This is a genomic window from Micromonospora sp. LZ37 (genome assembly GCF_059359015.1).
Genome location: NZ_JCADBL010000005.1, coordinates 103,010 through 115,877 on the forward strand (window position 1 = coordinate 103,010; position 12,868 = coordinate 115,877).

Sequence of the window (12,868 nt, forward strand, 5' to 3'; positions counted from 1 at the left end):
CGGGTCGCCCGGGGTCATGCCGTCACCTGCGCGATGGAGGTGTGCAGCTCGGCCGGCACGTCGACGGTCAGGTGCCGACCCTCGGCGACGACCGCCCGGCCGTCGACCACCACGTGGCTCACGTCGGCGGCGGTGGCGGCGAAGAACGCCCCGACCGGCGGCACCCCGGCGGTGCGGGCGCTGTCCAGCCGTACGGTGACCAGGTCGGCGCGGTCGCCGACGGCGAGCCGCCCGGCGTCGGCCCAACCCAGCGCGGCGTGCCCGGCGACGGTGGCGGCGGTGAGCAGCTCGACCGGGCTGAAGTGCCCCCGCCTGCGGGTGCGCAGCCGCTCGTCCAGCTCCACCGCCCGGGCCTCCTCGAAGAGGTCGACCACGGCGTGGCTGTCGCTGCCCAGGCTGAGCGGGCTGCCCGCCTCGGCCATCCGCCGGGCCGGGCCGATGCCGTCGGCGAGGTCCCGTTCGGTGGTCGGGCAGAGGCAGACGCCGGTCCGGCTCTCCCCGAGCAGCGCCAGGTCGGCGCTGGTGGGGTGGGTGGCGTGCACGGCGGTGGTGTGCCGGCCGAGCGCCCCGTGGTCGGCCAGCAGCCGGGTCGGGGTGCAGCCGTGCACCGCCCGGCAGGCGTCGTTCTCGGCGGGCTGCTCGGAGAGGTGCACGTGCAGCGGCACGCCCGCGCGTTCGGCCAGGTTGGCGACGGTGGCGAGCTGCTCGGCCGGCACCGCGCGGACCGAGTGGATCGCCGCACCGACCCGCGCGTGGTCGTTCTCCGGCCGGAAGGCGCCGACCCGCTCCGCCCAGCGCAGCGCGTCCCCGTCACCGAAGCGTCGCTGCGGCCCCGCCAGCGGCTCGCCGTCCACGGTGGCGGTCAGGTAGGCGGCGTCGAGCAGGGTGAGCCGGATGCCGGCGTGCGCCGCCGCCTCGACCAGCGCGGCGGACATCGCGTTCGGGTCGTCGTACGGGCGGCCGTCGGGGCCGTGGTGCAGGTAGTGGAACTCGCCGACGCAGGTGATCCCGGCCAGCGCCATCTCGGCGTAGGCGGCCCGGGCCAGGGCCAGGTACGAGTCCGGGTCGAGCCGGGCGGCGACCCCGTACATGCCGTCGCGCCAGCTCCAGAAGTCGCCCCGGCCGCCGTGCGTCCGGCCGCGCAGCGCCCGGTGGAAGGCGTGCGAGTGGGCGTTGGCCAGGCCGGGCAGGGTGAGCCCCGGCAGTCGTACGGCGTCGGTCAGCACCTCCACGCCGGCGGCCGGCCGGCCCCCGGCGGTCAGCGGGGCGATCGTGGTGATCCGGCCGCCGTCGGTCTCGATCAGCACGTCGGGGGTGGGTTCGGCGTGCTCGGGCAGCCAGGCGTACTCGGCCAGCCAACGGTTCACCGGCATGTCAGCTCCTCCAGCACGCGGGCCAGGGCGGTCACTCCGGCGGCGCAGTCGTCGTCGGAGGCGGACTCGGCGGGGGAGTGCGACACCCCGGTCGGGTTGCGCACGAAGAGCATCGCGGTGGGCAGGTGCGCGGCGAGCACCCCGGCGTCGTGCCCCGCCCCGGTGGGCAGCACCGGCGCCGCCAACAGCGCGGCCAGCCGGTCGGCCAGCCCGCCGTCGAAGGCGACCAGCGGGGTCGCCGACTCCTCGGTGAGGGTCAGCTCGGTGCCGTCGCGGCGGGCCCGCTCGGCCGCCTTGGCGTGCACCGCCTCGACCAGCTCGTGCAGCGTCTCCGGCTCGGCCGCCCGGGCGTCCAGCCAGCCGGTCACCCGGGACGGGATCGCGTTGGTGGCGTTCGGCTCCACCGACACCCGGCCGACGGTGGCGTGCGCCCCCCGCAGCCGGGCCTCCTTGTTCGCCGCCAGCACCGTGAAGGCGTACGTCAGCATCGGATCGCGACGGTCGGCCATCCGGGTCGTACCCGCGTGGTTGCCCTCGCCGTGGACGTCGAAGCGCCACCGGCCGTGCGGCCAGATCGCGCTGGCGACCGCGACCGGCGCGTCCTGCTCGACCAGCGCGCGGCCCTGCTCCACGTGCAGCTCCACGAAGGCCGCGAACCGGCCCAGCAGCGCCGGGTCGGCGCCCGCCGGCCGGTCGCCCAGCGCCTCGGCGAAGCTCACTCCGGCCGCGTCGCGCAGCCCGGCCGCGCGGTCGACCGCGATCTCCCCGGCGAGCAGCCGCGAGCCCAGGCAGGGGACGCCGAAGCGGGCCCCCTCCTCCTCCACGAACGCGGCCACCGCCACCGGCCGGGCCGGCGCGACGCCCGCGCCGCGCAGCTCGTCGACGGCGAGGAACGCGCTGACGATGCCGAGCGGCCCGTCGTACGCCCCGCCGTGCGGCACCGAGTCGAAGTGGCTGCCGGTGAGCACCGCGTCCCCGGCCCGCGGGTCACCCCACCAGGCGAAGAGGTTGCCGTTGCCGTCCTCGGTGACCGGCATGCCGCGCTCGTCGGCCTGCGCCCGGAACCAGGCCCGCAGGCGCAGCTCCGGCTCGGTCAGGGCGTAGCGCAGGTAGCCGCCGCTGCCGGCGTCCCGCCCCACCGGCGCGATCTCGTCCCACAGCTTCCGGAACCGGCTCGCGAGATCACTCATGCGGGGCCCTCGGCCATGGGCACCCGGACGCCGGTGCGCTCGGCGACCTCGCGGGCGCCGTCGTAGCCGGCGTCGACGTGCCGGATGACGCCCATCGCCGGGTCGTTGGTGAGCACCCGCTCGATCTTCTGCCCGGCCAGCGCGGTGCCGTCGGCGACACAGACCTGCCCGGCGTGCAGCGACCGGCCGATGCCCACCCCGCCGCCGTGGTGGATGGAGACCCAGGACGCCCCGCTGGCGGTGTTGACCAGGGCGTTGAGCAGCGGCCAGTCGGCGATCGCGTCGGAGCCGTCGGCCATCGCCTCGGTCTCCCGGTACGGGCTGGCGACGCTACCGCAGTCCAGGTGGTCCCGGCCGATCACCAACGGCGCGGAGAGCTCGCCGGAGGCGACCATCTCGTTGAACCGCACCCCGGCCTTGTCCCGCTCGCCGTAGCCGAGCCAGCAGATCCGCGCCGGGAGGCCCTGGAAGGCGACCCGCTCGCCGGCCATCCGCATCCACCGGGCCAGGGACTCGTTCTCCGGGAACAGCTCCAGGATGGCCCGGTCGGTGGCGGCGATGTCCTTCGGGTCGCCGGAGAGCGCCGCCCAGCGGAACGGGCCCTTGCCCTCGCAGAACAGCGGCCGGATGTACGCCGGCACGAAGCCGGGGAAGTCGAAGGCCCGCTCGTACCCGGCGAGCTGGGCCTCGCCGCGGATGGAGTTGCCGTAGTCGAAGACCTCCGCCCCGGCGTCGAGGAAACCGACCATCGCGGCCACGTGCCGGGCCATCGACGCCCGGGACCGGTCGGTGAACTCGGCCGGCTTCGCCGCCGCGTAGTCGGCGGCGTCGTCCAGCTCCACCCCGACGGGCAGGTACGACAGCGGGTCGTGCGCGCTGGTCTGGTCGGTGACGATGTCGATCTCGACGCCGCGCACCAGCAGCTCGGGGAAGACGACGGCGGCGTTGCCGACCACGCCGACGCTGAGCGCCCGCCGGTCCCGCTTGGCGGCGAGCACCCGCTCGATCGCGTCGTCGAGGGAGTCGGCCACCTCGTCCAGGTAGCGGTCGTGCACCCGGCGGTCCAGCCGGGTCCGGTCCACGTCCACGATCAGGCAGGCGCCGCCGTTCATGGTGACCGCGAGGGGCTGCGCCCCGCCCATCCCGCCGCAGCCGGCGGTCAGCGTCAGGGTCCCGGCCAGGGTGCCGCCGAAGCGCTTCGCGGCGACCGCCGCGAACGTCTCGTACGTGCCCTGGAGGATGCCCTGGGTGCCGATGTAGATCCACGACCCGGCGGTCATCTGCCCGTACATGGTCAGGCCGAGCTGCTCCAGGCGGCGGAACTCCGGCCAGGTCGCCCAGTCGCCGACCAGGTTGGAGTTGGCCAGCAGCACCCGGGGCGCCCACTCGTGGGTGCGCATGACGCCGACGGGACGGCCGGACTGCACCAGCATCGTCTCGTCCTCGCGCAGCTCGGTCAGCGTCCGGACCAGCGCGTGGTACGACGGCCAGTCCCGGGCCGCCTTGCCGGTGCCGCCGTAGACGACCAGGTCGTCGGGGCGCTCGGCCACCTCCGGGTCGAGGTTGTTCATCAGCATCCGCAGGGCGGCCTCCTGCGGCCACCCCTTCGCGGTGCGTGCGGTGCCGCGGGCGGCGCGGACGGGCTGGTGCATCTCGTTCTCCTCTCAGCCGAGGAACAACTGGCGACGGGCGGCGGACGACTCGAACGCCTCCAGGCGGGCCTGCGTGTCGCCCGGGGAGGCGTCGCAGATCGCCTGGAGCACGACCATGGCCAGGGTCATCGGGGCGGTGTGCAGGTCGAAGACAAGGTCGGTGCCGACGGCGGCGGGGAGTACCACCTCGGCGTAGTCGGTGGCCGGGCTCACCGGGGAGTCGGTGATCGCCACGACGGTCAGCCCGGCGTCGCGGGCCTCGCGCAGCGCCTCGAAGGTCTCCCGGGGGTAGCGGGGGAGCACGAAGGCGAGCAGGGCGCTCGCCCCGGCGGCGGCGGCCTGTTCGAGCCGATCGGTGAGCAGGCTGCCGCCGTCGTCGAGCACCCGGACGTCCGGGTGCACCTTCGCGGCGAAGTAGGCGAAGTAGGCGGCCAGCGGCGCGGCGGCGCGCAGCCCCAGCACCGGCAGGGGGCGGCTCGCCGCCAGCAGGTGACCGGCGGCGGCGATCCGGTCCCGGTCGGCGAGCTGCCCGGCGAGCCGGTCCAGGTTGGCCATCTCGGCCCGGACCGCCCGTTGCAGTTCGTTGCCCTCGCCGGCGGCGCCGTCCGCGCCGGCGGTCACCTCGCGCAGGCGGCGGCGCAGCGCCGGGTAGCCGTCGTGCCCGAGCGCGATGGCGAACCGGGTCACCGAGGGCTGGCTGACCCCGGCGAGCTCGGCCACCTCGGCGGCGGACAGGTACGCCGCCGCGGCGGCGTGCTGCACCAGGCAGTGCGCGATGCGGCGTTGAGTGGGGGTGAGCCGGACGCCGTGGAACAGGTCGAGCACCCGGTCAGGGGGCGCGGCGACAGTTCCGTCATTCATGCCGTGACTCTATGCATGAAAACTTTCACAAGGCAACCCGTTGCCGGAGGAACGTAGTCGGCGGGGCTGCTCACCCAGCGGCGACCGGCGCCGACGCGCGCATCGCCGGCGGCAGGTGGGTGTGCGGTTGCGCGGACGCGGCCGGGTCGAGCGCACCTCGGCGGGGAATCAGCGGAACAGGTCGGCGTTCTCGACCGCCCAGTCGTCGTAGGTGCGCGGTGGACGGCCGATGATCTCCTGCACGGAGGGTCGTTGATCCAGGGTCCACCGGGTGAGTTCGGCGAGGCGGGCGCCGTACTCCTCCAGGGCGTACAGCGTCACGTCGACAGCGCCGTCGGGCCAGCCGCGGCGTCGCCAGATCGCCCGGCTCTCGGCGGCCGTGAGGTCGACGGTACCGATGTCGCGACCGATGGCGTTGGCGATGCTCGATACCCGGGAGCGGGTGCTCACCGGCAGGCCGACTGCCTCGAGGACGGTTCCGGAGTAACGGTCGCTCAGCAGCGCCGCCGCCGCGACGGCAGCGAGATCGTCCTCATGGATGAACGGATAATGACCGTTCTCCAGAATGGCCTCGCGCACCACTCCCTCGGCGCGGATGGTGTCCGGCCAGTCCGATCCCGTTGCGGGATACGTACCGTCGATGACGGCTCCCATCACGGCCGAGGGCCGGATGTGGGTCCAAGCGATTCCGGAAGCTTCCACGGCTTTCTCGATCGCCAGCCAGAACCAGGTCTCCGGCGGATTCGCCTGCTCGTACTCCGGCCCGTGAGACGAGAGGAGGACGATCCTTCCGACGCCCGCGTCGCGGGCGGAAGCCAACGCCTCCTGGACCGTCGAAGGGTGAGCGCCGGCGAGGAACACGCCGTCGACGTCGTTGAAGACCTCGGCGCACTCCAGTGGCCGGACGATGGAGCCTTCGACGACCTCGACGCCGCCCGGCCAGTTGGCGGACTCCTCCGGCTCGGCAAGCACACGAACCCGCCCGCCGGCGGCGAGCAACTGCCGCGCCAGGCACCGTCCGACGACCCCCGTGGGGCTGCAACCTTCGTCCTTGCGAGGTTTGACAACGGTCAGTAGCGAGACGCCCCTGGCGTCCGGCGCCTTCGCGAGCAACCGAGATTCGTCCATGGCAAGACCCTCCAAGCTGGTGGCGGGAATCTTGCGCGTGATCGGACAGCGGTGGCGGGGCTCAGCCTCGCGCCACGACCGCCCGGATCAACGTTGCGGATCCGATTCACGGACCCTATCAACACGCCCCTCGCCATGCGTGGTGTGTTCGGCCGAACCCAGGCACAGCGTCTGCGATCCCCTTGCCCGGCACGAATGCCGCTCCGTACGGTTGGCGCCGTGACGGCGGACCTGTTCGATGCGACAGCGATGTACGACGAGGACTACCTGCACTTCTTCGCCGCGTCGGGGGCCGACGCGCCGACACACGGCCCCGTCGTGGGTACGGCGTACCCTGGTCGGTCGGCCGCCGCCGATCTCGTCTGGCGGCTGCTGGACCTGGAACCTGGCATGACGGTGCTCGATCTGGCCTGTGGCCACGGTGTGCTGGCGAACGCCCTGGCCGCGCGGGGTTGCCGGGTCACCGGCCTGGACTCGTCGGCGGTGTTCCTGGAGCGCGCTCGCGCCGACGCCGCTGCCATGGCCGTCGACGTCGAATACGTCTCCGGCGACATGCGGGACCTGCCGTGGTCAGGCCGGTTCGACCGGGTGGTCAACTGGACGACCGCGTTCGGATACTTCGAGGATCCCACCAACCGCGCCGTACTGGCCGAGATCGCCCGAGTCCTACGGCCCGGTGGGCGGTTGGCCATGGACCTGGACAACCTGACGAAGTTCCTCAGGTCGTACACCCCGTCGAGGATCACCGCGACCCGCGACAACGGCGACATGCTCGTCGACCGCCACCACCTCGATCCGCTGACCGGGCGCTTCGAAGTGGAACGCACCGTGATCCGTGACGGCCGCGCCCGCCGGCTCGCTTTCGTCAAACGGTTGTTCGCCTTTCCTGAACTGCGCGACTGGTGCACCGCGGCGGGATTCACCGAGGTGACCGGATACGGCGAGGATGGCCGGCCGCTCGGTATCGATCACCATCGGATGGTCGTGGTCGCGGATCTGTAGCCCCCAGACGCCCCTGACGTGCCGTCACCCTTTGCCAGGGAGCACGATGACGAGGTGACCTCACCTGCTGTCGCCTACCGCAACCTTGACCTGTTGGCAGACGCCGGACGCTGGCACGACCTGCTGGACTTCGCTGCCGCAGCCGATGCGGCGCCGTTGGACGAGCGGCGGGAGGTGGCGCACGTCGTGGCACTGGAGGCCCCGGTGGGGATCGCCGCCGCCGCTGCCGAACTCTTTCCCGACGACGACAGGGGGTACACGGGGCCGCTGTGGGAGGTGGTGGCGCAAAACCGTACGTGGCGGGAACTGTCCCCGCATCTGACCAACCCGCGCGTGCGGCATCTGGTGGCCCAGACTCGCGTGCTGCACGGGGAGGACCTCCGTGCCACCGACGCTGACTCACACCTGCTCGGTGCCCCGCTGAGCCTTCAGCCGTGGGAAGCAGCCAACTGGTACAGCACGTTGGACATCTCGGAGTACGACCGGACCGGCACGTCGGGCTGCACCATCTGGGCCTATCCGAGCCACCTGGTCGACCCGATGCCGCTGCCCACGACCACCGTACGTCCGGCACAGCATGACGCGGTGCCGCTCCTGGACGGGCTGTCATCGGCCGCGCGGGGCTACGCGTTCCACGGCACCGCCTGGGAGGCGGCCTCGATGGTCGCCACCGACCGGGCCAGGATGCCCAGGGGACAGCAGTGGCAGGGCCGGCGGGGGCGCGAGGGATCACAGGTTCTTCTCGCCGACGCGTACTGCGGCCTGGTGCACCTGGCCGCCGGTGAACTGGCTTACGGGCGTCGAACCGGACAGGCGCTGGGACGGACAGCGCTCTGGGAAGCGCTCGCCCCTATGGCGGGGTCGACGCCTCCCGCAGATCCGCAAACCGTCACCGCGTTCGTCGAACGCCTGCGCTGCGTCGCCTGGCAGGAGCCCGACGACGAGATCTGGTACCTGCACCTCGCGATGGAAGACCCTGAGCAGGGTATCGCCTGGGTCGTCACCGGCAACGACTTCGATTGATCGTCCGTCAACGCCGCAGCGGCGTCGCCCACCCTGCCGGATCGGACAGCTAGGCCGTGCCGGCGGCCGGGTGGGTGGCCGGGCGCCGGGTGTCCACGTTGCTCGTCATGGTGTGGAGGATGCCGGGTAGTGCCGCCGCCGTTTCGGCGGGCAGGCCGGCCACGGTTTCCTCTGCCAGAGCGCGCCACAGCTGCTTGACCTGGTCGGCCAGAGCCTTGCCGCTGTCGGTGAGTTCGACGACGCTGGCGCGCTTGTCCGAGGGGGCGGGTCCGCGGCGGATGTGACCGGCGGCTTCGAGCTTGCGGGTCATGACCGTGACGCTGGGCGGCTCGCAGCCGAGGGCCTCGCTGAGCTGGGCCTGGATTCTCGGGCCGGTCCGGGCGAGTTCGAGCAGGAGTGCCTCCTGGCCGGGGTGCAGGCCGAGCGGGGCCAGCAGCGCCGCGGCCCTGGCCCGGTGGCGCAGGCTCAGCAGGCGGATGGCCTGGTTGAGGGCGTCGGCGTACGCGAAGTCCACGGGCTCTCCTTGACAGGTTAGTTATCCGCATAACATTATGCGGATAACTAATTCTAGCAACACGAGGAGCCGAGCATGACCGTGAAGGTCGCCGTCATCTACTACAGCGCGACAGGAACCGTGCACGCGCTCGCGCAGGCCGTCGCCGAGGGTGCCGCCTCGGCCGGGGCCGTCGTGCGGCTGCGGCGGGTCGCCGAGCTGGCACCCGACAGCGCGATCGACGAGAACCCGCGGTGGCGGCGGCACGCCGACGCCGCTGCCTCGATCGTCCAAGCCTCGGTCGAGGATCTGGCATGGGCCGACGCGTTCGCGTTCGGCACGCCGACCCGGTTCGGCGCGCCGGCCGCGCAGCTCAAGCAGTTCATCGACCAGGCGGGCGGGCTGTGGCGGGAAGGGAAACTGGCCGACAAGCCGGTGACGGCCTTCACCTCGGCCTTCAACCGACACGGCGGCAGCGAGGCCACGATCCTGTCGCTGGGCAACGTCTTCTACCACTGGGGCGCGCTGATCGTCCCGCCCGGGTTCACCGATCCGGCCGTGTACGCCGCCGGCGGCAACCCCTACGGCACGTCGGCCGTGACCGGCCCGACCGGAGAGGGCCCCGACGCCGCAGCGCTGGATGCGGCCCGCTACCAGGGACGGCGGCTGGCCCGGACCACGATCCGGCTACTGGGGAGCGACCGCCTCACCGACGGCGCCACGGGCGACGGCGACGCCCCCGGGGCCGTCGCCGAGACGACGTTGCAGACCGCGTGAGCGGCGGGTCGGCGGAGGAGGTCATGACAAGCACCAGCACCGCAACTCAGCGGGCCAGGTCGCACGCGGGCTCGGCCTGGATGATCCTGTCGCTGGCGTGTGCCTGCCAGTTCATGGTGATCCTGGACGCGTCCATCGTCAACGTCGCCCTGCCCTCGGTCCGCCGGGACCTCGGCTTCACCCCCACCGGCCTGGCCTGGGTGGTCAACGGCTACCTGCTCACCTTCGCCGGCTTCATGCTGCTGGGTGGTCGCGCCGCCGACCTGTTCGGCCACCGACGGTTGCTGGTCGCCGGGCTGTCGTTGTTCTCCGCCGCAAGCCTGGTCGCCGGCCTGGCGACCGCTCCTGAGGTCCTGGTGGGGGCCCGGGTCGTGCAGGGCGTGGGAGCCGCGGTGCTGGCCCCGGCGACGCTGGCCGTGATCAACACCAGCTTCACCGAGGCGCACGCGCGCGCCCGGGCGTTCGGTGCCTGGTCCGCCGCGGGCGGTGTGGGCGGGATGGCCGGTGCGCTCGCGGGCGGCGCCCTCACCACTGGCCTGTCGTGGCGGTGGGTCTTCCTCATCAACGTGCCGATCGGCGCGGTGCTGATCCTGGTGGCCATGATGTCGCTGGCCGGCACGCGAACCGGCCGGCAGGAACCGCTCGACCTCGTCGGCGCGATCACGGGGACGGCCGGTCTGGCCGCGCTGGTCTACGGGGTGATGCACAGCGCCGATCACGGTTGGATGTCCGTGCGAGTCGTCGGGCCAGCCCTGGCGGGTCTGCTCCTGCTCGCCGTCTTCACCGTGGTGGAGGCGCGTTTCGCCGCCCAGCCGATGGTGCCCCTGCGCCTGTTCAGGATCCGGGGAGTCGCCGTCGGCAACGGGATGCTGCTGCTGTTCGGCGGGATCGCCATCGCGATGTGGTACTTCACCTCGCTCTTCCTGCAGAACGCACTCGGCTTCAGCGCGCTTCAGGCAGGGCTCGGGCAGACACCCGCGGCGGTGATGTTCATGCTGGTCGCGCGCTGGGCCTCCGCCCTGCTGCCGCGAACCGGTGTGCGCCGGCTGGTGCTGGCCGGCAGCGTCTGTTTCCTGGCCGGTTTCGGCTGGCTCTCCCTGGCCGACGCCGACAGCGGCTACGTCACCGGCGTGCTCGGGCCCACGCTGATCATCGCGGTCGGCATCGGACTGACCTTCCCCACCCTCATGGCCGCGGCGACCGCCGACGTCCCCGACGGCGACGCGGGAACCGTCGGCGGCCTGGCCAACACCGCCAGCCAGGTGGGCGGGTCGGTGGGCCTGGCGGTGCTCGCGACGGCCGCCGGTTACGACCTGGTCTTCCTCACGGCGGCCGGGCTCGGCCTGGCCATCGCGGTGGTCAGCCTGCTGCTGCCGCGGCACCGGGGCGGCTGACCACCGGTGACGCCACACACTGCTCGCCGCACCCCTGCTCGGCTTACGACCGGGGTGCGGCGAGCGACCTCATCGGCGCATGCGGATCGCGGAGACAATTGGACGCGCTGACATCGGCCGACGCAGGATCAGTTTCGTCGGCAGGTCACACCCGGTCGGTGGACGGAGGCACGAGCGTCCTCTCTGTAGTATCCGCTCGGCGGGCGAGCAGAGGAGTGGGCATGCAGCCGGACGGTCCGTACAGGTTCACCGAGGTGATGGGCGTCTGCCAGGTCGGCAGGGCCTGGTGGGCCGTCGACGGGCAGGACCGGCTGGTGACCGTCGCGGTGCTCGAACCCGTGGTGGCCGAGGACCCGGCCTGGCGGCGGGCCTTCTCCGGGATGGCCGACGCGCTGGCCGCGCCGGGCGGCGCCGGCGGGCCGTACCTGGCCGCCGACTTCACCGCGCCCGCGCCCTGGGTGGCGTACCCCGCCGACGGGCCCGGCGCCGACCGGCTGTTCCTCGCCCTGGGCCACGAGATCCACAGTGACCAGCCGGCCGAGGAGAGCACCGTGGCGATGCTCCAGGTGCCCACGACCCCGCAGTCGCAGCCGGCGCCGTGGGCGGTGCAGGGCGACCCGACGCAGGTCTCCGCCCCGCCGCAGCCGGTCTCCACGCCCCCGGTCTCGTCGCCCCCGCACCCGGTCTCCACGCCGCCGGTGTCGGCCCCACCCCACCCGGTCTCCACACCCCCGCACCAGGTGTCGGGCCCGCCGGTGTCGCCGGCCTACCCGCAGCCGGTGAGCGTCCCGCCGGACGACCCGCTGACCTCCACCGCCCGCCGGATCCAGCCCTCCGCGCCGCCCCGGCGCCGCACCGGGCTCTGGCTCGGGATCGTCGCGCTGGTGCTGGTGGTGCTTGCCGCCGCCGGTGGCGTGGCCGTCTGGGTCGGCTCCGACGACGGCGAGGGCGCCCCGCCGCCGTACACCCTGGAAGAGCGGGCCGTCGCGGTGGCCTCGCCGTCCCTGGTCTACGTGGAGGTCGTCTTCACCGGGTACCTCCGGGACAAGCAGACCGGGACGCCGCTGCGGGCGGCGCCGATCACCTTCAACCGTCGCTGCAGCGGTTTCGTGGTGAGTCCCGCCGGCCACGTGCTCACCAACGGCTTCTGCGTGCGGCCCACCGGCGACACCCCGCGGCAGAACGCCCTCTACGCGCTGGGCCGGATCCTGATCAAGGAGAAGAAGCTCGAGCCCGGCAAACTCGACGAGTACGTCGCGCGGCAGCTCAGGACCACCGTCCTCACCGGCATCGACTCGGCGAAGGAACCGGCCGTCCGGGTCTTCGGACAGCTCAACGTGGCCAGGGGCAACCTCACCGACGGCCCGGCGATCCCCGGTGAGATCGTCCGGACGTGGGATCCGCTGGCGGGCAACGTCGCGCTGGTCAAGCTCGCTCAGGAGGGGCTGCCCGTGGCCGAGCTGAACACGTCGGCCGAGCTGTCGGAAGGGACGGCACTGCTCTCGGTCGGGTACGCCACGGCCGAGAAGGACCCCCTCACCGCCGCCTACACCGTCGCGTCGAAGCGGGTGACCGTGACCGGATCGGGCAGCCTGGGGCCGGTCGCCGTGACCCGGGTCAACGACGACGTGGGGATCCACTCCCGCGGTGGACCGGTGATCGACACCAACGGCCGGGTCGTCGGCATCCTGGACAACGACGAGGCGCTGCCCGACAAGGCCAACCGTCTGGTCGTTCCGGCGTCCACGCTGGACGCGATGCTCGGCGAAGCCGGGGTCACCGACGGTCTCGGCGATACCGACAAGCTCTACCGCAGCGGGCTCGACGACTACTTCGCCGGCCGGTACGCCGAGGCCATCAGCCGGCTCGACACCGTCGCGGCCCGGTCACCCGCCAATCTCGTCGCGCGGACCTACCGGCAGAACGCGGCCGACCGCCAGAAGATCGAGGGGAGCGACTGAACCGCCCGACCCCG

11 protein-coding genes are annotated in these 12,868 nt (G+C 73.0%); 5 read left to right on the forward strand and 6 right to left on the reverse strand.

The window, feature by feature from the left end; translation table 11 throughout:
• Window positions 1–14 precede the first annotated feature (14 nt).
• The 5 genes from AC5L3Z_RS12975 to AC5L3Z_RS12995 all read right to left on the reverse strand — a co-directional run bounded on the left by AC5L3Z_RS12975 (window position 15) and on the right by AC5L3Z_RS12995 (window position 6,204).
• Window positions 15–1,367 (reverse strand): formimidoylglutamate deiminase, encoded by a 1,353-nt coding sequence (locus tag AC5L3Z_RS12975; RefSeq protein WP_494842185.1) that lies wholly within the window; start codon window positions 1,365–1,367, stop codon window positions 15–17.
• The gene (locus tag AC5L3Z_RS12980) at window positions 1,364–2,563 is read right to left on the reverse strand and encodes an allantoate amidohydrolase (protein ID WP_494841789.1); all 1,200 of its coding nucleotides are present in this window, start codon (window positions 2,561–2,563) and stop codon (window positions 1,364–1,366) included. The genes AC5L3Z_RS12975 and AC5L3Z_RS12980 overlap by 4 nt, the downstream gene beginning before the upstream one ends.
• On the reverse strand, window positions 2,560–4,215 hold the full coding sequence (gene hutU, locus AC5L3Z_RS12985; RefSeq protein ID WP_494841790.1) for a urocanate hydratase: 1,656 nt from the start codon (window positions 4,213–4,215) through the stop codon (window positions 2,560–2,562). The genes AC5L3Z_RS12980 and hutU overlap by 4 nt, the downstream gene beginning before the upstream one ends.
• A gap of 12 nt (window positions 4,216–4,227) precedes the next feature.
• On the reverse strand, window positions 4,228–5,076 hold the full coding sequence (locus AC5L3Z_RS12990; RefSeq protein WP_494841792.1) for a MurR/RpiR family transcriptional regulator: 849 nt from the start codon (window positions 5,074–5,076) through the stop codon (window positions 4,228–4,230).
• Between the two features lie 168 nt (window positions 5,077–5,244).
• Window positions 5,245–6,204, reverse strand: a complete 960-nt coding sequence (locus tag AC5L3Z_RS12995) for an NAD(P)H-binding protein (RefSeq protein ID WP_494841794.1) — start codon at window positions 6,202–6,204, stop codon at window positions 5,245–5,247.
• 135 nt (window positions 6,205–6,339) lie between these two features.
• On the opposite strand from AC5L3Z_RS12995, the gene AC5L3Z_RS13000 reads away from it, so the two are divergent.
• Window positions 6,340–7,206 (forward strand): class I SAM-dependent methyltransferase, encoded by an 867-nt coding sequence (locus tag AC5L3Z_RS13000; protein WP_494841796.1) that lies wholly within the window; start codon window positions 6,340–6,342, stop codon window positions 7,204–7,206.
• A gap of 54 nt (window positions 7,207–7,260) precedes the next feature.
• On the forward strand, window positions 7,261–8,229 hold the full coding sequence (locus AC5L3Z_RS13005) for a DUF6183 family protein (RefSeq protein WP_494841798.1): 969 nt from the start codon (window positions 7,261–7,263) through the stop codon (window positions 8,227–8,229).
• A gap of 49 nt (window positions 8,230–8,278) precedes the next feature.
• Here the strand turns inward: AC5L3Z_RS13005 and AC5L3Z_RS13010 are convergent, their stop codons facing one another.
• Entirely contained in the window at window positions 8,279–8,743 is a 465-nt protein-coding gene (locus AC5L3Z_RS13010; protein ID WP_494841800.1) for a MarR family winged helix-turn-helix transcriptional regulator, read from the reverse strand.
• A 75-nt stretch (window positions 8,744–8,818) separates the two neighbouring features.
• Here AC5L3Z_RS13010 and wrbA point away from each other — a divergent pair, with 75 nt between their 5' ends.
• The 3 genes from wrbA to AC5L3Z_RS13025 all read left to right on the forward strand — a co-directional run bounded on the left by wrbA (window position 8,819) and on the right by AC5L3Z_RS13025 (window position 12,854).
• The gene (wrbA, locus tag AC5L3Z_RS13015; RefSeq protein WP_494841802.1) at window positions 8,819–9,499 is read left to right on the forward strand and encodes an NAD(P)H:quinone oxidoreductase; all 681 of its coding nucleotides are present in this window, start codon (window positions 8,819–8,821) and stop codon (window positions 9,497–9,499) included.
• Between the two features lie 23 nt (window positions 9,500–9,522).
• The gene (locus tag AC5L3Z_RS13020; protein ID WP_494841804.1) at window positions 9,523–10,893 is read left to right on the forward strand and encodes an MFS transporter; all 1,371 of its coding nucleotides are present in this window, start codon (window positions 9,523–9,525) and stop codon (window positions 10,891–10,893) included.
• A 221-nt stretch (window positions 10,894–11,114) separates the two neighbouring features.
• On the forward strand, window positions 11,115–12,854 hold the full coding sequence (locus AC5L3Z_RS13025; protein WP_494841806.1) for a trypsin-like peptidase domain-containing protein: 1,740 nt from the start codon (window positions 11,115–11,117) through the stop codon (window positions 12,852–12,854).
• The last annotated feature ends 14 nt before the right edge of the window (window positions 12,855–12,868 follow it).